General features: G+C 64.4%; 20 protein-coding genes. 15 read left to right on the plus strand and 5 right to left on the minus strand.

Annotated features, from left to right (window positions below; translation table 11 throughout):
• Positions 1-2: 2 nt before the first annotated feature.
• From PAQ31011_RS24040 to PAQ31011_RS24070, 7 genes are read left to right on the plus strand one after another with little or no spacing between them, the layout of a single operon-like run.
• The gene (locus tag PAQ31011_RS24040; protein ID WP_174990251.1) at positions 3-1,271 is read left to right on the plus strand and encodes a 3-isopropylmalate dehydratase large subunit; all 1,269 of its coding nucleotides are present in this window, start codon (positions 3-5) and stop codon (positions 1,269-1,271) included.
• A gap of 55 nt (positions 1,272-1,326) precedes the next feature.
• Positions 1,327-1,857, plus strand: coding sequence for a LeuD/DmdB family oxidoreductase small subunit (locus PAQ31011_RS24045; RefSeq protein WP_150578183.1), 531 nt, complete (start codon positions 1,327-1,329; stop codon positions 1,855-1,857).
• A complete protein-coding gene (locus PAQ31011_RS24050) occupies positions 1,851-3,551 on the plus strand; it encodes a hydantoinase B/oxoprolinase family protein (protein WP_150578184.1) in 1,701 nt (566 codons plus the stop codon). The genes PAQ31011_RS24045 and PAQ31011_RS24050 overlap by 7 nt, the downstream gene beginning before the upstream one ends.
• The gene (locus PAQ31011_RS24055; protein ID WP_150578185.1) at positions 3,548-5,599 is read left to right on the plus strand and encodes a hydantoinase/oxoprolinase family protein; all 2,052 of its coding nucleotides are present in this window, start codon (positions 3,548-3,550) and stop codon (positions 5,597-5,599) included. The genes PAQ31011_RS24050 and PAQ31011_RS24055 overlap by 4 nt, the downstream gene beginning before the upstream one ends.
• 22 nt (positions 5,600-5,621) lie before the next feature.
• Positions 5,622-6,239, plus strand: a complete 618-nt coding sequence (locus tag PAQ31011_RS24060; RefSeq protein WP_150578186.1) for a cysteine hydrolase family protein — start codon at positions 5,622-5,624, stop codon at positions 6,237-6,239.
• Between the two features lie 8 nt (positions 6,240-6,247).
• Positions 6,248-7,660 carry an FAD-dependent oxidoreductase gene (locus PAQ31011_RS24065; protein ID WP_246179764.1) on the plus strand — a complete coding sequence of 471 codons (1,413 nt, stop codon included), beginning with the start codon at positions 6,248-6,250 and terminating at the stop codon, positions 7,658-7,660.
• Positions 7,657-8,541, plus strand: coding sequence for an isocitrate lyase/PEP mutase family protein (locus PAQ31011_RS24070; RefSeq protein ID WP_150578188.1), 885 nt, complete (start codon positions 7,657-7,659; stop codon positions 8,539-8,541). Before PAQ31011_RS24065 ends, PAQ31011_RS24070 begins: the two co-directional genes overlap by 4 nt.
• Positions 8,542-8,674: 133 nt before the next feature.
• Here PAQ31011_RS24070 and aqpZ read toward each other — a convergent pair whose 3' ends face one another.
• Positions 8,675-9,412, minus strand: a complete 738-nt coding sequence (gene aqpZ, locus PAQ31011_RS24075) for an aquaporin Z (RefSeq protein WP_150578189.1) — start codon at positions 9,410-9,412, stop codon at positions 8,675-8,677.
• 206 nt (positions 9,413-9,618) lie between these two features.
• Entirely contained in the window at positions 9,619-10,842 is a 1,224-nt protein-coding gene (locus PAQ31011_RS24080; protein ID WP_150578190.1) for a CaiB/BaiF CoA transferase family protein, read from the minus strand.
• A 288-nt stretch (positions 10,843-11,130) separates the two neighbouring features.
• Here PAQ31011_RS24080 and alaS point away from each other — a divergent pair, with 288 nt between their 5' ends.
• From alaS to PAQ31011_RS24105, 5 genes are all read left to right on the plus strand, one after another.
• Positions 11,131-13,755 (plus strand): alanine--tRNA ligase, encoded by a 2,625-nt coding sequence (gene alaS, locus PAQ31011_RS24085; protein WP_150578191.1) that lies wholly within the window; start codon positions 11,131-11,133, stop codon positions 13,753-13,755.
• 352 nt (positions 13,756-14,107) lie between these two features.
• Positions 14,108-15,352: a YbfB/YjiJ family MFS transporter gene (locus tag PAQ31011_RS24090; RefSeq protein ID WP_150578192.1), complete on the plus strand. Its 1,245-nt coding sequence runs from the start codon at positions 14,108-14,110 to the stop codon at positions 15,350-15,352.
• 56 nt (positions 15,353-15,408) lie between these two features.
• Positions 15,409-16,179, plus strand: a complete 771-nt coding sequence (locus PAQ31011_RS24095; RefSeq protein WP_150578193.1) for a class II aldolase/adducin family protein — start codon at positions 15,409-15,411, stop codon at positions 16,177-16,179.
• Positions 16,180-16,293: 114 nt separating this feature from the next.
• A complete protein-coding gene (locus PAQ31011_RS24100; protein ID WP_150578194.1) occupies positions 16,294-16,488 on the plus strand; it encodes a 4-oxalocrotonate tautomerase in 195 nt (64 codons plus the stop codon).
• A 103-nt stretch (positions 16,489-16,591) separates the two neighbouring features.
• Entirely contained in the window at positions 16,592-17,692 is a 1,101-nt protein-coding gene (locus tag PAQ31011_RS24105; protein ID WP_150578195.1) for a threonine aldolase family protein, read from the plus strand.
• Between the two features lie 112 nt (positions 17,693-17,804).
• Here PAQ31011_RS24105 and PAQ31011_RS24110 read toward each other — a convergent pair whose 3' ends face one another.
• Positions 17,805-19,112 carry a chloride channel protein gene (locus tag PAQ31011_RS24110; protein ID WP_150578259.1) on the minus strand — a complete coding sequence of 436 codons (1,308 nt, stop codon included), beginning with the start codon at positions 19,110-19,112 and terminating at the stop codon, positions 17,805-17,807.
• 255 nt (positions 19,113-19,367) lie between these two features.
• Here PAQ31011_RS24110 and PAQ31011_RS24115 point away from each other — a divergent pair, with 255 nt between their 5' ends.
• Entirely contained in the window at positions 19,368-19,898 is a 531-nt protein-coding gene (locus PAQ31011_RS24115) for an NUDIX domain-containing protein (RefSeq protein ID WP_150578196.1), read from the plus strand.
• Between the two features lie 140 nt (positions 19,899-20,038).
• The gene (locus PAQ31011_RS24120) at positions 20,039-20,266 is read left to right on the plus strand and encodes a sulfurtransferase TusA family protein (protein ID WP_150578197.1); all 228 of its coding nucleotides are present in this window, start codon (positions 20,039-20,041) and stop codon (positions 20,264-20,266) included.
• A 92-nt stretch (positions 20,267-20,358) separates the two neighbouring features.
• Here the strand turns inward: PAQ31011_RS24120 and galU are convergent, their stop codons facing one another.
• Entirely contained in the window at positions 20,359-21,246 is an 888-nt protein-coding gene (gene galU / locus PAQ31011_RS24125; protein WP_150578198.1) for a UTP--glucose-1-phosphate uridylyltransferase GalU, read from the minus strand.
• A 29-nt stretch (positions 21,247-21,275) separates the two neighbouring features.
• The gene (locus PAQ31011_RS24130) at positions 21,276-24,137 is read right to left on the minus strand and encodes a valine--tRNA ligase (RefSeq protein WP_150578199.1); all 2,862 of its coding nucleotides are present in this window, start codon (positions 24,135-24,137) and stop codon (positions 21,276-21,278) included.
• Between the two features lie 110 nt (positions 24,138-24,247).
• Here PAQ31011_RS24130 and PAQ31011_RS24135 point away from each other — a divergent pair, with 110 nt between their 5' ends.
• A complete protein-coding gene (locus tag PAQ31011_RS24135) occupies positions 24,248-26,566 on the plus strand; it encodes a UvrD-helicase domain-containing protein (RefSeq protein WP_150578200.1) in 2,319 nt (772 codons plus the stop codon).
• Positions 26,567-26,655 lie beyond the last annotated feature (89 nt).

Raw genomic sequence — 26,655 nt, forward strand, 5'->3', positions numbered from 1 at the left:
GAATGACTGTGCCTCAAACTCTGACGCAAAAGCTGCTGGCAGCGGCGTGTGGCCGTGACGAAGTCGCTGTGGGCGAGATCGTCACGTGCGGCGTCGACCTCGCCATGTTTCACGATTCCAGCGGTCCCCGCCGCTTGCAGCCGATGCTCGAATCGCTCGGCGCGCAACTGTGGGACAAGTCCAAAGTGGTGCTCGTGATCGATCACTACGTGCCGGAAACCGACGACGAGTCGCGCCGCATCGTGCGCATCGCCCGCGACTGGGCGAGCGCGCAACAACTGCCGAACGTCTACGACTCCGTGGGCATCTGTCACGTGGTAGTGCCCGAACACGGTCATCTGCGCCCGGGCATGTTCTGCGTCGGCGGCGATTCGCACTCGCCCACGGGCGGCGCGTTCGGCGCGTACATGTTCGGCATCGGCAGCACGGAAATGCTCGGCGTGGCGGTGTCCGGCGAAATCTGGGTGAAGGTGCCCGACACGATTCAGATGCGCTGGGACGGCAAGCTCGCCGACGGTGTGACCGCCAAGGACATGATGCTGCACATGATCGGGCGCTTCGGCATGAACGGCGGACGCTATCAGGCCATCGAGTTCTGCGGCGAAGCCGTGCGTGCACTGTCGATGCAGGAACGCATGACGCTCTCGAACATGAGCGCCGAACTCGGCTCGCAAGTCGGTCTGATCGCGCCGGACGCCACGACCGTCGACTATCTGCGTGCGGTAGGCGTGACCGATCCCATCGACGTGGACCGCTGGCAGAGCGACACCGGTGCGCACGCCGAAGTGCATACCTTCGATGCGAGCACGCTCGCCCCGCAGGTCGCCGCCCCGCACAGCCCGGCCAACACGCGCGCCATCGACGCGTTTGCCGATGTGACGGTCGACGTCGCCTATCTCGGCGCGTGCACCGGTGCGAAGCTCGAAGACCTGCGTGCTGCGGCGCGTGTGCTCAAGGGGCGCCGCGTTGCCGACGGCATGCGCTTCGTCGTGGCTCCGGCTTCGGCGCGCGATCAAGCGCAGGCCGCGCGTGAAGGGGTGATGGACGTGCTGGTCGAGGCTGGCGCGCAAGTGCTCGCCAACACTTGCGGCGCCTGTGCGGGCTACGGTGGCTCGATTCCCGAGGGGGCGACCGTGCTGTCGAGCACCGCACGCAATTTCCGCGGGCGTATGGGCGCGGAGACGGCACAGGTCTATCTCGGTTCACCTTACGCCGTGGCGGCGGCCGCGCTGACCGGCCGCATCGCCGACCCGCGCGGATTGCTCGCCTGAGCGCCTGACCGACGCATCGACGCATCGACGAACCCTCGACTTCATCACTTTTGACATGACAACGCCAACGTCTTCTTCCGGCCGAGCTTGGCGGGTCGGTGCCGACATCGACACCGACGCGCTGGCGCCCGGTGCCTACATGAAGTTCGGCATCGACGAAATCGCCCGCCATTGCCTGCATCGCGTGCGTCCCGAGTTCGCGGCAGGTGTGCGCCCGGGCGACGTCCTCGTCGCAGGCCCCAATTTCGGCATCGGGTCGTCGCGCGAACAGGCGGCTGCCGCGCTCGTGCACCTCGGTGTTCGCGCCGTGATCGCGCCGTCGTTCAACGGCCTTTATTTTCGCAACGCCTTCAACGTGGGGTTGCTGCTACTGACCTGTGCCGACGCACAGCGCATTGCCGAGGGCGAAGCCCTCACGCTCGCGCCGCGCGACGGTTACGTCGAATTGGCCGATGGCAGCCGGCTGACCTGCGAGACCGTGCCGGGGTTCCTCCTCGACATGGTCGATGCAGGCGGTCTGCTCAATCTGCTCAAGCAGCGCAGTTCGGCATCCCCATCGACATCTCACGGAGTTTCTTCATGCTAGATCCCGTCACGCTGGCGGTCCTGAAAGGCCGGCTGGAGCAGATCGCCGACGAAATGGACGCGACGCTCTACCGCAGCGCCTTCAACCCGATCATTGCCGAGGCGCACGACGCTTGCCACGGCATCTACGACGCCACCACCGGCGCGACCCTCGTGCAAGGCAAGTCGGGCCTGCCCGTCTTCGTCGGCGCGATGGCGTTCGCGGTGCAGGCGGCGGCACGCGCAGCGTCCGAGCGCGGCGGCATGGTCGAGGGCGACGTGTGGCTCTTCAACGACCCCTATGAGGGCGGCACGCACGCCAACGACTTCAAGCTCGTGCGTCCGGTGTTCCGCAACGGCAAGCTGTACTGCTTTCTTGCCTCGGCGGCGCACTGGCACGATGTGGGCGGCGCAGTGCCCGGCAATTACAACCCGGCCGCCACCGAATGCTGGCAGGAGGCCGTGCAGATCCCGCCGGTGCGCATCGTACGACGCGGCGAACTCGATCTCGACGTGCTCGCCATCCTCAAGGCCAACACGCGTCTGCCCGACAGCCTGTGGGGCGATCTGAACGGTCAGTTGGCGGCACTGGAACTCGGTGGACGCCGTCTGTCGGATCTGCTCGACGAGTACGGCGACGGCACGGTGCAGGACGCGCTGGGTCAGTTGCGCGAGCGCGCCGTCAAGCTGATGCGCACCCACGTGGCGGCGCTGCCCGATGGCGAGTACGTCTATCAGGACACGCTGGATAACGACGGCGTGCGCGACGAGCCGCTCACGATCGCGCTGCGCATGCGCGTCGAAGGCGATCTGCTCACGCTCGACTTCACCGGCACGTCCCCCGCATGCATGGGGCCGGTCAATATCTCGCGCGCCACGGCTATTGCGGCTTGCTACGTGGCGCTCAAGCACTTGTTCCCGGATGTCCCCGCCAACGCCGGTGTGCTCGACGCGGTGCGCTTCGAGTTGCCCGAGGGGCTGCTGATTTCGGCGCAACGTCCGCGCCCGGTCGGTGGCTACACGGAAACCATTCTGCGCATGATCGACGTGATCTTCTGCGCGATGGCCAAGGCCGCACCCGAGCGCGCCATGGGGCAGGCCTACGGCACGATCAACGCGTTGTCGATTGCCGGGTATCGCACCGATGAAGCGCGACGCGGCCAGCGCTGGGTGATGTTCAGCTTCTTCGGCGGCGGTCACGGCGGGCATATCGATGGCGACGGCCTCTCGCACGGCAACGCACCGATCTCGACGGCGACGATTCCGCCCGTGGAGATTCTCGAAGCTGCGTATCCGGTGCGCTTCACGCAATGGGCGCTGCGCCCCGATTCGGCCGGTGACGGTGCGCATCGCGGCGGACTGGGGGCCATCTACGAAATCGAGTTGCTCGAAGACAGCGCAGAAGCGTTCGTGTTCGGCGAGCGTGGGCGCTCCGCACCGCAAGGGATCGCGGGCGGCGAGGCGTCGGTGCCGAACGTCTTCCGCTACCAGAACGAAGGGCAATGGCATACCCCGCCGATGGCCTCGAAGATGCTTGGCATCAAGTTGACGAAGGGCGAACGGGTGCGGCTGGAGACGCCAGGGGGCGGGGGGTATGGGGCACCGGCGCAGCGCGATGAAGCGGCTCGCGCGCACGACCGTGAGATGGGCTACGTGACGACGCAAGACACCGTGAGCGGTGCGCGCGGCGCGACCAAGAAGGAGCAACAGGCATGAGCGAAGCAGCAACGATTGTCGGCGTCGACGTTGGCGGCACTTTCACCGACTTGTTCGTCCTCGACGAAGCGGCCGGTGTGGCGCGCATCGTCAAGGTGCCCTCCACGCGCGGCGAAGAAGCACGCGGCTTCATGAACGGCATCGAGCGCGTCGATACGCAAGGTCGTGGGGCCGCGGCCATCGCCACCATCGTGCACGGGACGACCGTCGGCACGAACGCGCTGCTCGAACGCAAGGTGGCGCGCACCGGGATCATTACCACGACGGGTTTTCGCGACGTGCTGGAGATGCGCCGCCGCGACCGTCCCGCCACCTGGGGTCTGCGCGGCAATTTCACGCCGATCGTGCCGCGCAATCTGCGCCTTGAGGTCGACGAGCGTGTGCTCGCCGATGGCACCGTGCACACGGACGTCGACATCGCACAGGTCGAAGCGGCGGCGCGCGCCTTGCTCGAAGCGGGTTGCGACGCCGTGTGTGTCTTCTTCGTCAACGCCTACGCCAACCCCGTCAACGAACAACGCGCGGTCGCAGCGGTGCGCGCGCTCTGGCCGAACGGCAATGTGACGGCCGCCACCGAAGTGCTGCCTGAGATTCGCGAGTTCGAGCGTTGCTCGACGGCCACGCTGAACGCGTCGCTGCAACCGGTGGTGGGCAGCTATCTGACGCGTCTGGAGAGCGATCTGAAGGCGCGTGGCTTCGGCGGGGAACTGCTCGTCGTGCAGAGCAACGGCGGCATCATGTCGCGCCAGACGGCCTGTGACGTACCGGTACGCACGGCGCTCTCCGGCCCGGCCGCAGGCGTGATCGCCTGCGCGGCCATTGCACGCTCGGCGGGCTTCGCCAACGTGGTCACGGGTGACATGGGCGGTACGTCGTTCGACGTCTCGCTGGTCGCGAACGGTGAGGCGTCGCTCGCGGCGCAGACGTCCATCGAATTCGGGATGGTGGTGCGCTCGCCGATGATCCAGATCGAGACCATCGGCGCGGGCGGCGGCTCGATTGCCTCCGTCGACGCAGGCGGGCTGCTGCAAGTCGGCCCGGAGTCGGCCGGCAGCGTGCCCGGACCGGCGTGCTACGGACGCGGCAACACGCGCCCGACCGTAACCGACGCCAACGTGCTGCTCGGCCGGATTGCGGCGGATCGTCCGCTGGGCGGTGGATTGCTCGCCAAGCTCGACGGCAACCTCGCTTTGCAGGCCATCGACATGCACGTCGCCAAGCCGCTGGGACTCGACGCTTACGCCGCAGCAGAAGCCATTCTGACGGTGGCCAACGCCAAGATGGCGGGCGCGATCCGTCTCGTGTCCATCGAGCGCGGGCACGATCCGCGTCAGTTCGCTTACATGCCCTTCGGTGGCGGTGGTGCGCTGCACGTCTGCGCGATGATGCGCGAAGTCGGCACGACCACCGGCATTGTGCCGCGTTATCCGGGCGTGACGTCGGCGCTCGGCTGCGTGATCGCGGATATGCGTCACGACAGCGTGCAGACACTCAATCAGCCGCTCGCAGCGCTCGACACGGACGATCTCGCCGAGCGTGTGGATGGGTTGGCGCAGGCGTGTCAGGCGCGTCTGGATTCGGCGGGCGTGCGTTTCGAATCGGTGCGCGAAATCATCGAACTCGACATGCTCTATGTGGGGCAGAGCCACACCGTGCGTGTGCCGGTGGCGCGTGATCGACTCGACCGCGACGGCATTGCGTCAGCCTTCGAGACCGCCTATCGCGACGCCTTCGGTCGTGCGCTCGACGGCATTCCGGTGCGCATCATGAACCTGCGTTACGCGCGCATCGGTGTGCGTCCGAAGTTCGACCTGGCAGTGCTCGCACCGCAAGCGAACGCCATGCCCGAGCCGCTCGGCAGCCAGCGCGTGTATCACGCCGGACAGTGGTGGGATGCGGTGCGTTACGCGCGTCTCGATCTGCCGGTGGACGCGAGCGTCGCCGGTCCCGCGATCCTCGAACAATCCGACACCACGATCTGGCTCGAACCGGGATTCTCTGCACGCGTCGATGCGCTGGGTAACCTGCTCATCACGCGCGACGCTTGATGCACGCGACAGGAGCCACGACATGAGTCAAACCTCTTTGCTGGACCCGGCGCGCACGGCACTTGTCATCGTCGATCTGCAGAACGACTTCATCACCCCCGGTGGTGCGTACGACCGGGGCGGTGCCGCAACCCCCGAAGCGCAGGCGTTGCCCGCGCGTGTCGCGCCGATTGCGCAATCGCTCAAGGCCGCGGGTGGTTTCGTCGCGGCAAGCCAGTTCACGTTGTGGCCCGACGCGAATGGCGAGCCGATGATTTCGCCGCATCTGAAGCAGTTGCGGCCGTTCCTGCGCCGTGGCGATTTCGTCGCGGGAACGGAGGGTCACGCCACCGTGGCGGCGCTGGCGAAGCACGTCGACGTGTCGGTCTGGAAGGTGGCGTACTCCGCGTTCTTCAACACGCAACTGGACTGGGTGCTGCGACGTGCCGGTATCGAGACGGTGGCGGTGTGCGGCATCGTGACCAACGGCGGCGTGGCGAGTACGGCGCGTGATGCGCATATGCGCGACTACCGCGTGCTGGTGCTCTCCGACGGCTGTGCGGCACCCAACGTGGCGGCACACGACGCCGCGCTGGCGGACCTTCGTACCGTTGGCGAGATTGTGACCTGTGAGGCCTTTGCGGGCCGCATCGCGTCATGAGCGGGGCAATGACACCTGTCGTTCGTCAGGGGCTGCCGCCGGTGGACGATCTGCCGCAAATCAGCGTGGTGATCGTGGGGGCGGGCGCGTGCGGCCTGACCGCCGCGCTGGTGCTGCAAGACGCGGGCGTCGACTGCGTCCTGCTCGAGCGCGACGCCATTCCCAGCGGTTCGACCGCGCTGTCGTCGGGGTTCATTCCGGCGGCGGGCAGTGCGGTGCAGCGCGCCGCCGGCATTGACGATAGCGCGGCGCAGTTCGCCGCCGACATCATGGGGAAGACGGAGGGCACGGCAGCGGCGAATTTGGTGCGGGCGTATTCGGAAGCGTCCGGCCCGGCGATGGATGCGCTCGCACGCCACGGGCTGACGTTCGACATTCTCGACGGCTTCCTGTACCCCGGACACAGCGTGCGGCGCATGCACAGCCTGCCGGAGCGCACCGGTGCGGCCTTGATGGCGGCGCTGGAGCGTGCCGTGCAGGCGACCGACGCTCACGTCATGACGAAGACACTGGTGCGCGAGTTGTGGGTGGATGCGTCCGGCAAGGTGCAGGCGGTCGGCTGCGTGCGCCCGGATGGCGCGATGGAATACCTCGGCTGCGACACGCTGCTGCTGGCCTGCAACGGCTTCGGCGGCAATGCCGGGTTGCGCACCGAGCTGCTGCCCGACATGGCGCACGCCGTGTACGGCGGACACGAAGGCAACGACGGCAGCGCCTTGCTCTGGGGCCGCGCGCTCGGGGCCGCAATGGCCGATCTTGGCGGCTATCAGGGGCACGGTTCGTGGGCGAGTCCGCACGGCGTGCTCATCTCGTGGGCCGTGATCATGGACGGCGGGGTGCAGATCAACCGGGAAGGCCGGCGCTTTCACGACGAAACGCACGGCTACTCGGAAGCGGCGGTGCATGTGCTCGCGCAGACGGATGGCATCGCCTGGAATGTGTTCGATGCTCAGACGCTCGCGCTGGCGCGCACGTTTCCCGACTTTCAGGAAGCGGAAGCGGCTGGCGCGCTCAAGACCTGTGTCGACATCGACACGCTGGCCGACGTCATCGGTTGCGACGTGGCCGTACTGCGCGAAACGTTGGACGGCATCGCACCCGGCGTGAACGCCGCCGATGGTCGCCGGTTCACGCGTTCGCTCGTTGCACCTTATTACGCGATCCGGGTCACGGGCGCGTTGTTTCACACGCAGGGCGGACTCGATATCGACGCCGCCTGCCGCGTACTGCGTCCCGACGCATCGCCGATGCCGAATCTGCTCGCCGCAGGCGGTGCAGCGCGCGGCGTGTCGGGCAACGCGGTGTGGGGCTACCTGTCCGGTAACGGGCTGCTCTCGGCCGTCGCGGGCGGCTACATTGCGGCGAATACGGTGATTGATTCACTCGCCGCCACCACGAACACTCAGGAGATTTCCTCATGACGGCTTCGTCGTCTGTCCAACCGTCGCTCCCGTCGCTCCGTCAGCGCCTCTCGCAAGGAGTGCTGCTGGCGCCCGGCGTCTACGACGCCTTGTCGGCCCTCATCGCCGCACAGTCCGGCTTCGACGCCTTGTATCTCTCAGGCGCATCGATTGCCTACACGCGGCTTGGCCGCTCCGACATCGGCCTGACCACGTTCCCGGAAGTCGAAGACACGGTCGCACGCATTGCCGAGCGCGTGTCGGTGCCGGTGATCGTCGATGCGGACACTGGCTTCGGTAACGCGCTCAACGTTAAACGCACCGTGCGCGGCTTCGAGCGTGCGGGCGCGGCCATGATCCAGTTGGAGGATCAGACGTTTCCGAAGCGTTGCGGCCATCTCGATGGCAAGGGTGTGGTGCCTGCGCAGGAAATGGCGGGCAAGGTGCGGGCGGCCGTCGATGCTCGGCACGACGCGCAGACGCTGATTCTCGCGCGCACCGATGCGATTGCCGTCGAAGGACTCGACGCAGCGCTGGACCGCGCAGAGCTGTATCTCGAAGCCGGGGCCGACGCGCTTTTCATCGAAGCGCTGCGCACGACCGAGCAGATGACAGCCGCCTGCGAGCGCTTTGCCCATCGCGTGCCGTTGCTGGCGAACATGGTGGAAGGCGGCAAGACGCCTGTGCAAAGCTCGCAGGCGCTCGCGGACATCGGCTTTCGCATCGTCATCTTCCCCGGCGGCACGGCGCGCGCCGTGGCGCATACGTTGCAGGGCTATTACGCCAATCTGCACACGCAGGGCACGACGGCGGCGTGGCGCGAGCAGATGCTCGACTTCGACGGTCTGAACGCCGTGATCGGCACGCCCGAACTGCTGGCCGAGGGCAAGCGGTACGAGTGATTCATGGTTCAAGGGAAAGGACAGGGACGTCTACGATGACTGTGTGACGTCCGTCAGCGTCTCGGCGTGGAACGTGGGTAGCGCCGGAACACGGGGCCTGTCGTGATGAAATTCGCGACAGGCCTTTTTTGCATCAGGCGACTTGCGCCGATGGCGTATCGGTCGGATGGGTCTCGTCCGATGCCTCCGGGCGCAGCGCACGTGCGATCAGCCCACCCGCGATGCCACCGGCAATGGGCACCAGCCAGAACATCCACAACTGCTCGATGGCCCATCCGCCCTGGAACAGCGCAACGGCTGTGCTGCGCGCCGGATTCACCGACGTGTTCGTCACCGGGATCGAGATCAGATGGATCAACGTCAACGCGAGGCCAATGGCGATCGGCGCGACCGCACTCAAAGCAGGGCGGGAAACGATGGTGTTGATGATGACGACGAACAGCGCCGTGAGAACGAACTCGATCACGAGCGCGGCGAATAGCGAGTAACCGCCAGGCGAATGCTCGCCGTAGCCATTCGATGCGAAGCCCGAGGCTTGCGCGGAGAATCCCGTCAGACCACTGGCGACGAGATACAGCACCGCCGCCGCCACGATGCCCCCGACCACCTGCGCAACCACATAGGGCGCAACGTCCTTACGGGGAAACAAGCCGCCTGCATACTGCCCGATCGTGACGGCCGGATTGAAATGGCCGCCCGAGATGTGTCCCACGGCATAGGCCATCGTCAGCACGCTCAACCCGAACGCGAGCGCGACGCCCGCGAACCCAATCCCCAATTCCGGAAATGCCGCGGCCAGCACGGCACTGCCACATCCGCCGAACACCAGCCAGAACGTTCCCAATCCTTCTGCCAACATGCGTCTGAACATCTTGTTCTCCCATGACTCATCAATGACTTGCGCCTTCCCCCGCAACACCGAGATCACGGGGCAGACTTCGTCGTTGGAAGCGCGCGCTCGGAGAACTCAATGGCGTGCGGGGTCAGGCGCCGTGCATAGTAGTCACAACGCAGGTAACGGCGGCTTAATGGGCTGAAATTTGGGATTAGTCCTTGTCTTAAGTGCGGAAAACGATGTCACACCACGCCGTCGGTACGCAGGGAGGCGATCTTCGCGTCGTCAAAGCCGAGTCGCTCGCGCAGGATCTCGTCGCTATGCTGGCCGAGCGTCGGCGGGGCGGTGCGCGCGAGCGGCGGCGTCTCACTCATCTTCATGGGACTTGCGACCAGTCGCGACATGCCGCCGGACGCGTGCGGCAACGCGACCTCCATGCCGCGCGCCTTGACCTGCGGGTGCGCGAAGACTTCGGGCAGCGTGTTGATCGGACCGCACGGCACGCCGGACGCTTCGAGCTTGTCGATCCAGACGTCCTTGCCGAATTTGCGCACCATTTGCGCGAGCAACGGCACCAGCACCTCGCGGTGACGAACCCGCGACGGGTTGGTGGCGAAGCGCTCGTCGTCGGCCAGCGCCGACTCGCCACCGGCTTCCACGAACTTGCGGAACTGCCCGTCGTTGCCGACCGCGACGATGATCCAGCCGTCGTCGCCCGTCTGGAAGGTCTGATACGGCACGATGTTCGGATGCGCGTTGCCCCAGCGCACCGGCGCTTTGTCGCTCGCCAGATAGTTGGTGTTCATGTTCGCGAGCATGGCTACCTGCGTGTCGAGCAGCGCCATGTCGATGTACTGACCCACGCCGGTGCGGTCGCGGTGGGTGAGGGCGGCCATGATCGCGAGACTCGCGTACATGCCCGTCATCAGATCGGCAATGGCCACGCCGGCCTTCTGCGGGCCGCCGCCGGGCAGCGCGTCGCGCTCGCCGGTGATGCTCATGAAGCCACCGATGCCCTGCACGATGAAGTCGTAACCCGCGCGCGAGGCGTACGGGCCGTCCTGCCCGAAGCCCGTGACCGAGCAGTAGACGAGATCCGGCTTGACCGCTTTGAGCGAGGCGTAATCGAGGCCGTACTTCGCCAGTTGCCCGACCTTGTAGTTCTCGACGACGACGTCGCTCTGCGCAGCCAATGCCTTCACGATGGCCTGTCCTTCCGGACGGGAGATGTCGAGCGTGAGCGAGCGCTTGTTGCGGTTGGCCGCGAGGTAATAGGCGGCTTCAGCCGTGTCGTGGCCGTCGGCGTCGCGCTGGTAGGGCGGGCCCCAACTGCGGGTGTCGTCGCCGACGCCGGGACGCTCCACCTTGATCACGTCTGCGCCCAGATCGGCCAGATTCTGCGTGGCCCACGGACCGGCCAGCACACGCGAAAGGTCCAGTACCCGGATATGACTCAGCGCGCCCATCGTTCACTATCTCCTTGTGTTTCGATTTGTCTTCGTTCGTCCGATGCCGCGTTTGCGCGACGTCTGTACGTCGGCGATCGATGGCTCGAACCGATTGCGGAACATCGTTTTGCAATGCGGAACTTATGAGCGAGAGTCTACGGCGCGCGCGCGGTGGCTGACCAGCGCCGTTTCGCACTGCGGTTAGCGGCGGGACGCTGTGGAGAGGTCGATTTCCCGTATAATCAAAAGTTTGCAAAATACCCCGCCAGGCTTAGCCTGCCCGGTCCCCACGCTCCCACGCAGCCTATGAAAGTCGCAGACATTCGGGAAAAATTCCTAAACTTCTTCGAGTCGAAGGGGCACACCATCGTGCGCTCGTCGAGCCTCGTGCCGTCCAATGACCCCACGCTGCTGTTCACGAACTCCGGCATGGTGCAGTTCAAGGACGTCTTCCTCGGACTCGAATCGCGCCCGTACACGCGCGCGACCACGGCCCAGCGCAGCGTGCGCGCCGGCGGTAAGCACAACGACCTCGAGAACGTGGGCTACACCGCCCGTCACCATACGTTCTTCGAAATGCTGGGCAACTTCTCGTTCGGCGATTACTTCAAGCGCGAAGCGATTCAGTACGCGTGGGAATTGCTGACGACCGTCTACAAGCTCCCGAAGGAAAAGCTCTGGGTCACCGTCTACAAGGAAGACGACGAGGCCTACGACATCTGGGCGAAGGAAGTGGGCGTGCCGGCCGAGCGCATCATCCGCATCGGCGACAACAAGGGCGCACGTTACGCCTCGGACAACTTCTGGCAGATGGCCGACACCGGTCCGTGCGGCCCGTGCTCGGAAATCTTCTTCGACCACGGCGAAGACGTGTGGGGCGGCCCGCCGGGATCGCCGGAAGAAGACGGCGACCGCTACATCGAAATCTGGAACCTCGTGTTCATGCAGTTCAACCGCGACGAGCAGGGCAATATGACGCCGCTGCCCAAGCCGTGCGTTGACACCGGCATGGGGCTGGAGCGTATCGCGGCTGTGCTGCAACACGTTCACAGCAACTACGAGATCGACCTGTTCCAGCACCTGATCAAGGCCGCGGGCCGCGAGACGGGCGTGACCGATCTGGGCGCGAACTCGCTCAAGGTGATCGCCGATCACATCCGTGCGTGCTCGTTCCTGATCGTCGACGGTGTGATTCCGGGTAACGAAGGTCGCGGCTACGTGCTGCGCCGTATCATCCGCCGCGCGATTCGTCACGGTTACAAGCTCGGCTGCAAGAAGCCGTTCTTCTACAAGCTCGTGCCGGATCTGGTCGCCGAGATGGGCGTCGCCTATCCGGAACTGGCCCAGGCACAGCAGCGCGTGACCGACGTGCTCAAGCAGGAAGAAGAGCGTTTCGGCGAGACCATCGAGAACGGCATGGAAATTCTCGAAGGCGCGCTGGCCGATCTGGCCAAGAAGGGCGTGACCACGCTCGACGGCGAACTGGCATTCAAGCTGCACGACACGTATGGCTTCCCGCTCGATCTGACGGCAGACGTCTGCCGCGAGCGCAGCATCACGGTGGACGAAGCGGGCTTCGATTCCGCGATGGCGCGTCAGCGCGAACAGGCACGTGCTGCGGGCAAGTTCAAGATGGCGACGGCCCTCGAATACACGGGTGACAAGACGCGCTTCGAAGGCTACGACAAGCTCGCGCTCGAAGGCGCGAAGGTCACGGCGCTGTACGTCGACGGCACCAGCGTGGGCAAGATGAGCGCCGGTCAGCAAGGCATCGTGGTGCTCGACACCACGCCGTTCTACGCCGAGTCGGGCGGTCAGGTGGGCGATCAGGGTCTGATCGTCGCCGGCGCGGCACGCTTCGGTGTGTCGGACACGCAGAAGATTCAGGCCGACGTGTTCGGTCACTACGGTTCGCTGGAATCGGGTGAGCTGAAGGTCGGTGAAGCGGTGACGGCACAGGTCGACGCCGTGCGTCGCGCGCGCACCGTGCGCAACCACTCGGCGACTCACTTGATGCACAAGGCATTGCGTGAAGTGCTGGGCGGCCACGTGCAGCAGAAGGGTTCGCTCGTCGACGCCGACAAGACCCGCTTCGACTTCGCCCACAACGCTGCCATGACGGCCGACGAAATTCGTCGCGTGGAAGACATCGTGAACGCGGAAGTGCTGGCGAACGCGCCGACGCAAGCCGCGCTGATGTCGTTCGACGACGCGGTCAAGGGCGGTGCGATGGCGCTGTTCGGCGAGAAGTACGGCGACGAAGTGCGCGTGCTCGACATCGGATCGTCGCGCGAACTGTGCGGCGGTACGCACGTCTCGCGCACGGGCGATATCGGCCTGTTCAAGATCGTGATGGAAGGTGGCGTGGCTGCCGGTATCCGTCGCGTGGAAGCGATCACCGGCGATAACTCAGTGCGCTTCGTCCAGACGCTCGACGACCAGATCAACGAAGCGGCCGCTGCGCTGAAGACGCAACCCGCAGAACTGAGCCCGCGTATCGCGCAGGTGCAGGAGCAGGTCAAGTCGCTGGAGAAGGAACTGGCGGCGCTCAAGTCGAAGCTGGCGTCGAGCCAGGGCGACGAGCTGGTCGAGAAGGCTGTCGACGTGAACGGTCTGAAGGTGCTGGCCGCACAGCTCGAAGGCGCCGATGCGAAGACGCTTCGCGAGACGATGGACAAGCTCAAGGACAAGCTGAAGAGCGCAGCCATCGTGCTGGCTGCCGTCGAAGGCGGCAAGGTCACGCTGATCGCCGGTGTGACGGCGGACGCGACGGCCAAGGTCAAGGCGGGCGAACTGGTCAACTTTGTCGCGCAGCAAGTCGGCGGCAAGGGCGGCGGTCGTCCGGACATGGCGCAGGCCGGTGGTACCGACCCGTCGCAACTGCCGCAGGCGCTCGCCGGCGTGCAGGCATGGGTGGCGGGCAAGCTGTAATACCTCGATGGCGGGGATTCGTCCCCGACCTCGGTCAGGCATGCATCAAGTCTGACCCAAGCAAAACGCGCACTTCGGTGCGCGTTTTGCATTTCTGGCCGGATCGCACGCAACATCGCCCTGTCGCGCGCAGGGGAACCCACCCCTTCGGTAATGGTTTGCATGTAAAGTATTCCGCACGTTGTCCGCATAAGAACGAGCGACATCGGGTGCGCAAGACACCGGATGCGCAGATCAACGAGTCAAACGAGTCAAACGAGACATGCAGAACCCACGAGACGCCACGCGAAACGGCGCAAGCGGTTCTGCCAAGATTCCACCCATTCACCTCGCCTGCGGGCCAGCCATCGCCATGCCAGCTACTCTCGCCGATTCCGACAATGTCACGAAGCTGCATCAGCCGTCGCCGGAGCGCGCGGCGTGGCGCATTGCGCTGTCGTGCATGCTCGCCTTGTCGATTGCGATGGGAATCGGTCGCTTCGCTTTCACACCGATGCTGCCGCTCATGCTGCATGAGCATCTCACTGACATTCAGCACGGCAGCTGGCTCGCATCACTGAACTACGCGGGGTACTTTATCGGGGCGTTATCGTGCATGTGGCTGCACTTCACGCCGACGCTCATCATTCGCTTCGCACTCGCCGCGACGGTCGCACTGACGTTGGCGATGGGGTTGATGGAATCGTTCGCGGTATGGGCGATCGTGCGTACGCTCGCGGGCGTGATGAGCGCGTGGGCGATGGTGTTCTCGGCAGGGTGGGGCTTTCGCAAGCTGGCCGAGCTGCGCATGCCGAGTCTGGGCGGCGTGATCTTTGCAGGCCCCGGCGCGGGCATCGTGGTGACGGGCCTGCTCGCGAGTCTGAACGATGCGCTCGGTTGGCCGGCGCGCGGCGGCTGGTTGCTGTGCGGCGTGCTCGCGCTGGCGTTGCTTGCCGTCATCTGGCGGACGTTCGTGGCCGATATGCCTGTGGCCGTCGACGCGACAAAGTCGGCCGACGCCGCCAAATCTACGGCCGCCCCCTCGATCAATCATGGCAGTGGCGAGAGCGTGATCCCGGTCACGATCCTGTACAGCTTCGCAGGCTTCGGCTACATCATCACAGCGACGTTCCTGCCGGTGATTGCACGTCAGGCATTGCCCGGCTCCCCGTGGCCCGATCTGTTCTTCCCGCTGCTCGGTCTGATGGTGATTCCGGGCGCCATCATCGGCGCACGCGCGCCGCTCTCGTGGGATAACCGTCTGCTGCTCGCGGTGTGTTACGTCATGCAGGGGCTGGGGGTGGGCATCGGCATCGTGCTGCCGAACGTCGTGGGCTTTGCGCTGGGGAGTGTGCTGGTGGGGCTCCCGTTCACGGCGATTACGGTCTACGCGGTGCGCGAGTGCCGACGTTTGCGTGGGGACAATGCCAATGGCCTGATCGGGCTGGTGACGGCATCCTATGGCATCGGGCAGATCGTCGGGCCGCTGGTAGCCGCGCCGCTCGTCGCCGCGACCGGTGGGTTCACGACGGCCCTGCTGTGTGCCAGCGGCGTGCTCGTGCTCGGGGCTGTCGGCTTCGTGTGGGACTGGCGTCGTTCGCTCGAACGCGCGCCCTGATGCGACGACCCCAGTAGACCCTCGCCCGAAACTTCGGACTTTCCTCAGAGAAGCGTATGTCTTTTACCTTGAAGGCGGGCCGAAAGGCCGCCACTGCCATGAGTGACGAGGAGCGTCAGGTGCGCGTCGATCTCGCCGCCTGCTATCGCCTCGTGGCGCTGAACGGCTGGGACGATCTCATCTACACGCACATCTCCGCGATGGTGCCGGGCGAGCCGGGGCATTTCCTCATCAACCCGTTCGGACTGGCGTTCGACGAAGTGACCGCGTCGAATCTCGTCAAGATCACGATGGACGGCGAGATCGTGGGCGAGAGCGAGCATCCCGTCAACGTGACCGGGTTTGCGCTACATGGCGCGGTACACGCCGCACGCGCGGATGCCGTTTGCGTCATGCATTTGCACAACACGGCGGGTATCGCTGTGTCGATCCAGCCGCACGGTTTGTTGCCGATTTCGCAGCACGCACTGCGCTTTCACGAGCGCATCGGGTATCACGATTACGAAGGTCTGTCGTTTTCGCCGTCGGAGGGTGAGCGGCTGGTGACGTCGCTCGGCGCACACCCCGCGATGCTGCTGCGCAATCACGGCACACTGACCGTCGGGCGTACGGTGGCCGAAGCCTTCGTGCTGATGGCGACGCTGATCAAGGCCTGCGAGATCCAGTTGCAGGCGCTGACGGGCGGCGCTGCGCCGAATTTGCCGAGCCCGGCGGTGCAGGACAAGACTGCGATTCAGCTCGAAGACGGCGGCGCGATCGAAGGCGTTCTGGAATGGCCTGCGCTGCTGCGCAAACTCGATAGAATAGACGCCTCGTTTCGCGATTGACCGTTCGATGGAGGACGCGCGGACTTCTGGTCTGTGGCGGTCGGGCAGGGCATCGGAGACGTCCGGCAGCGTCGCGCCGCCGGTTCCAATAACGACATCAGGAGATAGATCGCAATGCCAACGTTTCACGTCGAGATGTTCGAAGGGCGCACCGTCGAGCAAAAGCGCGCGTTCGTCAAAGCCGTTACGCAAGCGGCAGTGGAGACGATCGGTTGCACGCCGGGGTCCGTCGATATCATCATCACCGACATCAAGCCCGAGAACTGGTCCACGGCAGGCACGCTCTGGTCGGATCCGCGCCCCGAGTGAGCGCGTGTATCTGAAGTCGCAAATCTGTTAAGCCGGTGACCGTCACCGGGCAGTCTGAAGCGGGGGCGTCGTGTGGCGTTCCCGCCGTCTTGAAGAGGTCGTCATGTCGCAAGCTCCGTCCGTTCCGAATATTGAGATCACGTCCGCCGACGCGGCGCAAACGCCGCAGCACTTCGCGTCCGACAACTACGCCGGGATTTGCCCCGAGGCCATGCGCTATCTGGTCGAGGCAAATGCCAGCGGTCATGAAGTGTCGTATGGCGACGATACATGGACGCAACGCGTGTGCGACGGCATCCGGCAACTCTTCGACACGGACTGCGAGGTCTTCTTCGTTTTCAACGGCACGGCGGCCAACTCGCTTGCACTGGCGTCGCTGTCGCAGTCGTATCACTCCGTCATCTGTCACGAACTGGCGCACGTCGAGACCGATGAGTGCGGTGGTCCGGAGTTCTTCTCCAACGGCGCGAAGCTGCTCACCGCGCGCGGTCGCGAGAACAACGGCAAGCTCACGCCTGACGCCGTCGAGGCCGTGATCAACCGCCGCTCGGACATCCACTTCCCGAAGCCCAAGGTCGTCACGCTCACGCAGGCGACGGAGGTGGGTACCGTCTATTCGGTCGACGAGGTCAAAGCGATCTCGGCCGTCGCCAAGCGCCGCAACCTGCGCGTGCATATGGACGGCGCCCGTTTCGCCAATGCGGTCGCGACGCTCGGCTGCCATCCGGGCGACGTGACCTGGCGTGCGGGCGTGGACGTGCTGTGTTTCGGCGGCACGAAGAACGGCTTGCCGGTCGGTGAGGCGGTGGTGTTCTTCAACCGTTCGCTCGCAGAAGATTTTGCTTACCGCGTGAAACAGGCGGGGCAGTTGGCCTCGAAGATGCGCTTCATCTCCGCGCCGTGGCTCGGCATGCTGGAGAACGACACGTGGTTGCGCCATGCGCGGCACGCGAACGAGATGGCGCAGTTGCTTGCGAGTCGCATCCGCGACATTCCCGGCGTGTCGATCATGTTTGAGACGCAGGCCAACGGCGTGTTCGCAGAACTCCCGCCGCATGTCATCGAAGCGCTACGCGCGAAGGGCTGGCGCTTCTATACGTTCATCGGTGCGGGTGGCTGCCGCTTCATGTGCGCGTGGGATACCCGTGTGGAGACGGTTGAACGTCTAGCCGCGGATATCCGTGCGCTGAGCACCAAGGTCTAATAAAAATTGCCGCAAAACGCCACGTCAAGCGGCGTTTTTGATGTGGCGGGAAGCGGGCAGGAAGCGGCATGCCGAACGGTGCTTACGGCCGATCTCGCGCGATCTTGTCCGATCAGGCCTGACGCGGCGCCGGCACCGTCGGCGTCAAGAAGCGGTGCGCCAGCGTGTGATAGAACGACGGCGCGATGGTGCGCGAGACCTGCGTCGACAGCAGGGCGACGGCCATGAGCGGAATCACCATCTGGTGGCCGTCGATCATCTCCATGACGATCACGAACGACGTAATCGGCGACTGCGTCACCGCTGCCAGATAGCCGACCATGCACAGCGCGGCCATGGCGGGCAGCGGGATCACGGATGTTACGTGCGCCATCACATTCCCCAACCCGGCACCGATCGCCAGCGACGGCGCGAAGATCCCGCCGGGAATGCCCGACAGATACGACACACACAAAGCGGCAAACTTCAGCACGGCGTAAAACGGCGAAAGTGCGGCGTGCGATTCCAGCAATCCCCGCGCTTCGGCGTAGCCGCTGCCGAACGTGGTGCCGCCCGAGACAATGCCGATCACCGCAATCGCCAGACCGCACAGGAAAGCGAAGCGCACCGGGCGTGCGCGACGCAGATTGACCAGTTGCGCGGGCATCCATCGCGGTACGTTAAGCATCAACCAGCCGAACAGCCCACCGGCTACGCCCGTCAGCACGCTGGCGGCGATGAGCACGGGAATGAGCGCCCAGGTGAACTCGCTGATGGCCTTGATCTGGCCGAAGTAGAGATAGTTGCCTTGTAGACCGAGCGCCACGACGCCTGAGAAGATGATGGCGGTGATGAGCGTGCCGCTACTGCGTGCGACGAAGCTGCGGCTCAGCTCTTCAATGGCGAACACGACGCCCGCGAGCGGCGTGTTGAATGCGGCTGCCAGACCTGCCGCTGCCCCGGCGAGCGTGAGTTGCCGCTCGATGTGCACGCTGCTGCGGCGATACCCGCGTCGCATGGCGTACATCAGCGATGCGCCGATCTGTACCGTCGGGCCTTCGCGACCGATCGTGAAGCCGCAGAGAATGCCGAGAAACGAGATCGCGATCTTGCCGAACATGATGCGCAGCGTCAGCAGCGATTTCGACAGACGCGAGTCCTGAAGCGTGGCGATCACCTGGGGAATGCCGCTGCCTTCCGCGCCGCGGAAGAACTTCTGCGTCAGCCATATCGCCAGCGCGGCCCCCAGCGGTGTGACGAACAGCGGCAGCCAAAAGCCGTGGGTCAGCATGCGCTGGAACAGCTCGAATCCGAAGTCCACGAGCTTGGCATAGGCCACCGACACCAGACCGACGAGCACTGCGCCGAGCCAGAACACGCCGTAGTTGTGCCACAGACGCCGTGAGCGGCGCACGCCGCGTTGGGTCAGCCGGGCCGACAGCGAGGTGGGCGACGCGGCAGGCGGGGAGGGCGAAGCAGACGACGAGGGCGGCGGAGGCGACGAAGGCGGGGTGTCGGACGCGGGCGGAACGTTCGGTGGAATGTCAGTCACGGGGCCGTGATCGAAAATTGAAAGACGTTCGACGATTATACGCCCCGACCTGTTTGGGCCTGGTCCGGGCGAGTCTCGGAATTTGCCGAATATGCAGCGCGTCATGAGTTCATTTAATATGTTCGGATTCGCTGAAGAACGATCATGAACGAACTCATTTTTTGTCCCCGCTGTGCCTCCGCGCTCGATTCTCGCGACGTCGCGGGGCGTATTCGCCGCGCCTGTCCGGACGCGGCTTGTGGTTTCGTCCACTGGGACAACCCGCTGCCGGTCGTGGCCGGGCTCGTGGAATACCGGGGCCAGATTCTGCTGGCACGCAATGCGGCCTGGACCGAAGGCATGTTCGCGCTCATCACCGGTTTTCTTGAGCGCGACGAGACGCCCGAAGACGGCATTCGCCGCGAAATCAAGGAAGAGACGAATCTGGAGACCGACGCGATTTCGCTGCTCGGCGTCTACGAATTCATGCGCAAGAACGAGCTGATCATCGCGTATCACGCGGTCTGTGACGGCGATATCCAGCTGTCTGAGGAGCTGGCCGAGTTCCGGCTCGTCGCGCCGCATCAGGTGCGTCCGTGGCGCGCAGGCACCGGGCATGCGGTTGCCGAATGGCTGCGACGGCGCAATCTGCCGGTCGAGTACGTCGAGTCGGCGCGGATGTCGATTGCCGGTTGATGTGTCGATGGGCGTCGATGCGTGTCGATGCGCTGAAACGGGCGCGGTCGGGCGTGTTTTGCGATGACTACGGTAGAATCGCGGTTTGCGGGGCAAACCCCGCAACAGATTCGAACAAGACCGAAGAGAGGGACATGAGCATGGAATTCCAGAAAGAAGTCGACGCGAGCGGCCTGAACTGCCCGCTGCCGATCCTGCGTGCCAAGAAGGCGCTGGCGGAAATGCAAAGCGGTGAAGTGCTTCACATCATCGCCACCGATCCGGGCTCGGGGCGCGATTTCACGGCGTTTGCGAAGCAGACCGGGAACGAATTGCTGCAAACGACGGGCGACGGTAAGACGTTCCACTTCTGGATGCGTCGTCGCTGAGCCCAGCGATGCCGAGGCGGTAAGCGCTCGGCAGACACAAAAAAACCGACGGACATGCCGTCGGTTTTTTTATTTGCGCAGGTGACAGACGCTCAGGTCAGGTCGCCTTGCACATCTTCCTGCAAGTACTTGCGGAAAGCATCCTTCAGCTCCGGGTGACGCAGCGCGAACTCCACCGTCGCCTTCAGATAGCCGAGCTTGCTGCCGCAATCGAAGCGCTTGCCAGCGTAGCGATAGGCGAGCACGACTTCATCCTGCATGAGCTTCTGGATGGCGTCCGTCAGCTGGATCTCGCCGCCCGAACCCGGATCGATCTCTCGGATGCAGTCGAAGATGCGCGGACGCAGCACATAACGGCCGACCACGCCCAGATTCGACGGTGCATTTTCCGGCGCCGGCTTCTCGACGATGTCCGTCAACTTGACGATCGCCTTCTCGCCCCAGTCCGTGCCCTTGACGATACCGTACGAGCGGCTTTGCTCGATGGGGATCTCTTCTACGCCGATGATCGAGTTGTGATACTGGTTGTACAGATCGACCATCTGCTTGAGCACCGGCGGCTGGCCGTCGAGCAAGTCGTCGGCGAGGATGACGGCGAACGGCTCGTCACCCACCAGCTTCTCGGCGCAAAGCACGGCGTGACCCAGACCCAGCGCCTTCGGCTGACGCACATAGAAACAATCGATGTGCGGCGGCTTGATCGAATGCACCACGTCGAGCAGCGCTTGCTTATTCTTCGCTTCGAGTTCGGCTTCCAGTTCGAATGCCGTATCGAAGTGATCTTCGATGGCGCGCTTGTTACGGCCCGTCACGAAAATCATCTCGGTGATGCCCGCCGCTGCCGCCTCTTCCACGGCGTACTGAATCAGCGGCTTGTCCACGACCGGCAGCATTTCCTTGGGGCTCGCCTTGGTCGCCGGCAGAAACCGCGTGCCGAGGCCCGCAACGGGGAACACGGCTTTGGTCACAATGGCTTTCATTAGTTTCTCCCTGATGGATATTGCGCGTCTCAGGCGGGCAGGCGGGCGAGCTGTGCCTGCAATTTCCCGAGTACCGCTTCAAAGTCGACCAGTCGTTGCTTCTCAAGTTCCACCACGTTGGCAGGGGCGCGCGCCACGAAACTCTCGTTGGAGAGCTTGCCGTGGCATTTCGCGATCTCGCCTTCGAGACGCTTCACTTCCTTGCCGAGACGCTCGCGCTCGGCTGCAACGTCGATTTCGACCTTCAATGCCAACTTGTTTGCACCCACCACCGCGAGCGGCGCGCCGGCGGCCTGCGCGTCGAGCGTGGCTTCATCGGCCAGCACCTGCACTTCCGAGAGCTTCGCCAGCGTTTGCAGATACGGGGCAATCGATGTCAGGAACGCCACATCGCCCGCGACCAGCAGCGGCACGCGCTGTGCCGGCGACAGGTTCATCTCGCCGCGCAGGTTACGACAGGCGTCCACGGCGGCCTTCAATTGCTGCATCCAGGCTTCGTCGCTTTCGTCGATCTTGCTCGCATCGGCGACCGGGTACGGCTGCACCATGATACTGGCTTCGCCCGGGGCCTTGTCGGCCGGATAGCGGCCGGCCAGCGGGGCCACCTTCTGCCACAAGGCTTCGGTGATGAACGGAATGATCGGGTGGGCCAGACGCAGCACCGTTTCCAGCACGCGCAGCAGCGTACGGCGCGTGGCGCGCTGTTGCGCCGGCGTGCCGTTCTGAATCTGCCACTTGGCCAGTTCGACGTACCAGTCGCAGTACTCGTCCCACACGAACTTGTAGATCGCGCTGGCGATGTTGTCGAAGCGGTAGTCGGCAAAACCCTTCGCGACGTCGGCTTCCACGCGCTGGAGCAACGAGACGATCCAGCGGTCGGCACGCGAGAAGTCGAGCTGACCTTCCGGGCCGCAATCGCCCACGCACGGCGCGAGACCGCAGTCCTGACCTTCGCAGTTCATCAGCACGAAGCGCGTGGCGTTCCACAGCTTGTTGCAGAAGTTGCGATAGCCTTCGCAGCGCGCGAGATCGAAGTTGATGTTGCGGCCGAGCGTGGCCATCGACGCGAACGTGAAGCGCAGGGCGTCGGTGCCGAACGGCGCGATGCCTTCCGGGAACTCCTTGCGGGTCTTCTTCTCGATGGTCGCGGCCTGCTTCGGGTTCATCAGACCCGTGGTGCGCTTGGCGAGCAGCGTGTCGAGCGACACGCCGTCGACGATGTCGATCGGATCGAGTGTGTTGCCCTTCGACTTGGACATCTTCTGACCTTCGGCGTCGCGCACGAGGCCGTGCACGTACACGGTCTTGAACGGTACCTTGCCGGTGAAGTGCGTGGTCATCATGACCATGCGCGCCACCCAGAAGAAGATGATGTCGAAGCCGGTCACGAGCACCGACGACGGCAGGAAGTGCTTCAGTTCCGGAGTTTCCTGCGGCCAGCCCAGCGACGAGAACGGCACCAGCGCCGACGAGAACCACGTGTCGAGCACGTCTTCGTCGCGCTTGAGCGCACCGGTGGAGCCAGCGGCACGCGCCTTCTCGATGGCTTCGGCTTCGGTGCGGGCGACGAACACGTTGCCTGCGTCGTCGTACCAGGCCGGAATCTGATGGCCCCACCAGAGCTGACGGGAAATACACCAGTCCTGAATGTTCTCGAGCCACTGGTTGTACGTCGTCGTCCAGTTCTCCGGCACGAACTTGATCTCACCGCTGCGCACGACGTCGAGCGCGGTTTCGGTGATCGACTTGCCGGGGTGGAATGTGCCTTCGGGGGCCGGCTTGCTCATCGCGACGAACCACTGGTCCGTGAGCATCGGTTCGATGACCGTGCCCGTGCGGTCGCTGCGCGGCACCATCAGTTTGTGCGGCTTGACCGATTCGAGCAGGCCCAGCGCGTCGAGGTCGGCCACGATCTGCTTGCGCGCGTCGAAACGATCCAGACCCTGGTACTTTTCCGGGGCGTTTTCGTTGATCTTCGCGTCGAGCGTGAGGATGTTGATCTGCGGCAGGTTATGACGCTGACCGACGGCGTAGTCGTTGAAATCGTGTGCCGGGGTGACTTTCACCACGCCCGTACCGAATTCGAGGTCAACGTAGTCGTCGGCAATGATCGGGATTTCACGATCCGTGAGCGGCAGCTTGGCCGACTTGCCGATCAGATGCTTGTAGCGCTCGTCTTCCGGATGCACCATCAGCGCGGTGTCGCCCAGCATCGTTTCCGGACGCGTGGTCGCGACCGTGAGCGTGCCGGAGCCGTCGGCGAGCGGGTAGCGGATGTGCCACAGCGAGCCTTCTTCTTCCTCGCTGACCACTTCCAGATCGGACACGGCGGTGAGCAGCGTCGATTCCCAGTTCACGAGACGCTTGCCGCGATAGATCAGGCCCTGCTCGTAGAGCGCGACGAACACATCGCGCACGGCGCTGGACATCTTCTCGTCCATCGTGAAGTACTCGCGGCTCCAATCGATGGAAGCCCCGAGACGGCGCACCTGACGCGTGATCGTGCTGCCCGACTGCTCTTTCCACTCCCAGACGCGTTCGGTGAACTTCTCGCGGCCGAGGTCATGGCGGGAGACCTTCTGGGCGTCGAGCTGACGTTCGACGACGATCTGCGTGGCAATGCCCGCGTGGTCGGTGCCCGGCACCCACAGGGTGTTCGCGCCCTTCATGCGGTGGTAGCGCGTCAGACCATCCATGATCGTCTGGTTGAACGCGTGCCCCATGTGCAGCGTGCCGGTGACGTTCGGCGGCGGCAACTGGATGCTGAAATCTTCGCGGGCGTCGTCGAGGGTCGGGCGGGCATAGCCGCGGCGTTCCCATTCGGGGCCCCAGTGGGCTTCGACGTCCTGCGGCTCGAAGCTCTTGGCAAGCGTATTGTCGCTGTCGCTCATGGATTGATGGACCGTGTAATGCGTGAAACCTTGAATTATAAAAGATTCGGTGGCGTTTCCGCGCCGCAGCAGGATTTATAATCGGGCTTCACTCGAAATTCCTCCCCGACATGCCCGATCTGCTCGCCAATCTGAACCCCGAACAACTGGCCGCCGTCACGCTTCCCGACGAGCCGGCCCTCATTCTCGCGGGCGCGGGTTCCGGCAAGACGCGCGTGCTCACCACCCGTATCGCCTGGCTGATCCAGCAGGGACACGTCGGCCCGGCAGGCATTCTGGCGGTGACCTTTACCAACAAGGCCGCCAAGGAAATGCAGGCCCGGCTTGGCGCGATGCTGCCGATCAGCACGCGCGCCATGTGGATCGGCACCTTCCACGGGCTGTGCAACCGCATGTTGCGCGCGCACTTTCGCGACGCCGGGCTGCCGCAGAGCTTCCAGATCCTCGACCAGTCCGATCAGCTCTCCGCCATCAAGCGGATGATGAAGGCGGCGAATGTCGACGATGAGAAATTTCCGCCCAAAAATCTCCAATATTTCATCAACAACGCGAAGGAACAGGGCCTGCGGCCGCATGAAGTCGAGGCCAACGACGCGTTCAACCAGAAGTTCGTCGAACTGTACGCGAGCTATCAGGAGCAATGCCAGCGCGAGGGCGTGGTCGATTTCGCCGAACTGCTGCTGCGCTGCTTCGAACTGCTCAAGCACAACGAGCCGCTGCGCGTGCATTACCAGTCGCGCTTCCGTCATATCCTCGTCGACGAGTTCCAGGACACCAACAAGCTCCAGTATGCGTGGCTGAAGATGCTCGCCGGCACCCAGGCTGCCGTGTTCGCCGTGGGCGATGACGACCAGAGTATCTACGCGTTTCGTGGTGCCAACGTCGGCAATATGGCTGACTTCGAGCGCGAATTCCGCGTTCGTCACCTGATCAAGCTGGAGCAGAACTATCGCTCGCACGGCAATATTCTCGACGCCGCCAACGCGCTGATTTCCAACAACGCGCGACGTCTGGGCAAGAATCTGCGTACCGACGCGGGGCATGGCGAGCCGATTCGCGTCTACGAAGCGGCGACCGACCTGCAAGAGGCCAGTTGGCTCGTCGAAGAAATCAAGGCGCTGGTCGCACAAGGTCTGTCGCGGCAGGATGTGGCGATTCTGTATCGCAGCAACGCTCAGTCGCGGGTGATGGAACATGCGCTGGTCGGCGCGGGCATCGCCTACCGCGTGTATGGTGGCCTGCGCTTTTTCGAGCGTCAGGAAGTCAAGCACGCGCTGGCGTATCTGCGTCTGATCGAGAATCCGAACGACGATACGGCGTTCGTACGCGTCGTCAATTTCCCCACGCGCGGGATTGGCGCACGTTCGCTGGAGCAACTGGCCGACGCGGCGCGTCTCTACAACTGCTCGATGTATGCGGCTGTGCCTTATATGACGGGCAAGGCCGGGACCAATCTGCTCGCGTTCGTACGCATGATCGAACAGATGCGCCACGCGACCGAGCGGCTCACGCTGCCGGAGGTGGTGACGCATGTCATCGATGCGAGCGGCCTGATTGCGCACTATCAGACCGAGAAGGAAGGTCAGGACCGCATCGAGAACTTGCAGGAACTCGTGCATGCCGCCACGGCCTTCATCGCTGAAGAGGGGTATGGGCTGGACGCACCGGCGCGTCTGATTGCGATGCGCCCCGCACTGCCGGGCGCGCCTGACGTGCTGGCGTCCCCCGATGGCGTGGTCGACGCCGATACGCCGGTGGAGATGACCCCGCTCGCAGGCTTCCTCTCGCACGCGTCGCTCGAAGCGGGCGACAACCAGGCCGAAGCCGGGCAGGACGCCGTGCAACTGATGACGGTGCACGCTGCCAAGGGGCTGGAATTTACGGCGGTGTTCGTCACCGGCCTGGAAGAGGGGCTGTTCCCCCATGAAAACAGTGCCCTCGAACTCGACGGGCTCGAAGAAGAGCGTCGTCTGATGTACGTGGCGATCACGCGCGCGAAGGAGCGTCTGTACCTGTCGTTCACGCAAAGCCGCATGTTGCACGGCCAGACACGCTACAACGTGCGCTCGCGCTTCTTCGACGAAATCCCCGAGGAAGTGCTGAAGTTCCTTACGCCGCGTGCGCAACCGGGCGCGCGTCTGAGTCAGAGCGAACCGGCCTGGGGGCGTGACTGGTTCTCACGTCCGCAGGTCAGCGCGCCGAAGGACGAGTGGGCGGCGACGAAGTCCGAGCAGGCGCTGGCCGACCGCTCGCGCGCGTCGGAGACGGGCTTTAAGCTGGGGCAGGGCGTGTTCCACACCAAGTTCGGCGAAGGCAAGATCATCGGGCTGGAAGGCACGGGTGACGAGGCGCGTGCGCATGTGAAGTTCGGCCGTCACGGCGAGAAATGGCTGGCGCTGGCCGTGGCAAAGCTTCAGCCGATCGAGTGATCGTGCGTGCGGCAGCGGAGCCATAAGCCAAGGCAATAAAAAAGGGCACCTTCGGGTGCCCTTTGCTTTTCTCGACGCAGGTCGATGCC

This window comes from Pandoraea aquatica, from assembly GCF_902459565.1.
In the GTDB taxonomy this organism is placed as follows: Bacteria; Pseudomonadota; Gammaproteobacteria; order Burkholderiales; family Burkholderiaceae; genus Pandoraea; species Pandoraea aquatica.